The 1,631-nt window shown below is 34.4% G+C and carries 1 protein-coding gene; it reads right to left on the minus strand.

The genetic code is table 11. The features are described 5' to 3' along the window. Positions 1–87: 87 nt before the first annotated feature. Positions 88–1,509: a hypothetical protein gene (locus tag JWG40_RS15545; RefSeq protein ID WP_205286697.1), complete on the minus strand. Its 1,422-nt coding sequence runs from the start codon at positions 1,507–1,509 to the stop codon at positions 88–90. Positions 1,510–1,631 lie beyond the last annotated feature (122 nt).

Below are 1,631 nucleotides of genomic sequence, written 5' to 3' on the forward strand. Positions count from 1 at the left end.
GGGAGTGCCAGAAGCCTATGTGTCGCAGACCGAGCGAGGCCTTGTGCCGAAGCGAAGCGTTAAGGCGCTGTTATGCGGCGTGCTTTTTCATCCCATTGCTCTAAAAAATATTCCCATCAAGCTTTTGTTTTGTTTTTTAATCAAACTGATTTCTTCCAATTTATCATTTGCGTATTTTATTGCGGTAGCTACTGGTGGAATTAAGCCTGTATATGGTTGTAAAATTGGCAATAGATGTGCTACGGAAGAAACAATGCTAGCGGATAATAGTTGCTTATATTTTAATTGGTATTTATCTTTTATATCCTCTATTTCTTGATTATAGTTACTCAATAATCCAGATATGACTCTTGAAACTTCGTTAGTTACTTTGTCAATATTTTCTTTTGATAGATCATCTAAAGTTTCTATTTGCTTTAATAAATCTTTTCGAAATTTTTCATTTTCATTATTTTTCCGGAGTAATATTAAGTCTTCTTCAGTTATATTGTTAAACCAACTCATTCGGAAGCTATTTATGCTCTGAGTTAGAATAAGAGTTTCTTGACTCACATTCATTATTTTATTGTTAGCATTGGATAACAGATTATGATAATGCCAATGTGCTGCATTAGAAAAAGTTGGGTTAGCACCGAATTCAGTAGAATTTTCCCATACATGAAAATGAGGCACTATTCTTTCAAAGATTCCTTGCCAAACCAACTCTGCTGGTGAAATAGTGTCAGCTATATACTTTTCTTCTTTACTTCGATTATTTTGAATGAATTCTTTATATTGACTTAATCCATCTCTGATTGACGTTATTTCTTTTGCTTGTGGTGCCCAAAATAATTTATTGGTTTCCACCTTTTCCAAGAACACATCGCTTTTCATTCTAGCATAGTATAATGTTTCCTCTGAACTTCCAAATGTTTCTCCTAAATAAAAGGAGAAGAAGCTTGTTAATAAGCGATGAATGTTCTCTCGAGTTTCTTTATCATTTTCTTCTAGTGTTTTTTCAAAACTCGGAAAAATAATAACCGCTGGGTAAGGTAAATCTGCATCGATTATTTCCTTTAAGCGTAAAACGAAATACATATTTTTAAGAAGGTGAACAACTCTGAAATGTTCCTCTTTACGTGCGATTTCAATCCACGGTAATACTGGATCTGCTAGATAAATGGTATCTGAAAAGAGTAAGTCGTTTTTTACGTTTTGTAGAAATGCCTCTGAAAACCGAGAGATACCTCCGAATACCAACTTTAAGCCTCCAAGGTTTTTTGCTAATCCAAACCATTTAGCTGCATACGAACCATAAAATTCATGTAATTCTGAATAAATTAGCGGAATGTTTTTATTAAATTGTTTAGAAAATTTATTGTTAGTTGACTGTTTTTGAATATATTCAATCAACTCATGTGAAGTTGAGAATTGTTTGTAATGTTTCCCCACCACTTTAAGTAATAATTCTTCAGTCTTTGCTAAGAAAGATCTCTGAATCGTCATTAATTCTATGTAATCTTTGTTCATCTTTTTAATTCAATGTAAGCATGTCGCATAACGAACTAGACTAACCGACGTAGGCTGGCCCTGAGTCCCGGAACGGGACGTTAGGGACTGGAACGACACTTGCGTAAGCAAGGGGAGTGCCA

The organism is Leptospira abararensis (assembly GCF_016918735.1).
In the GTDB taxonomy this organism is placed as follows: Bacteria; Spirochaetota; Leptospiria; order Leptospirales; family Leptospiraceae; genus Leptospira_A; species Leptospira_A abararensis.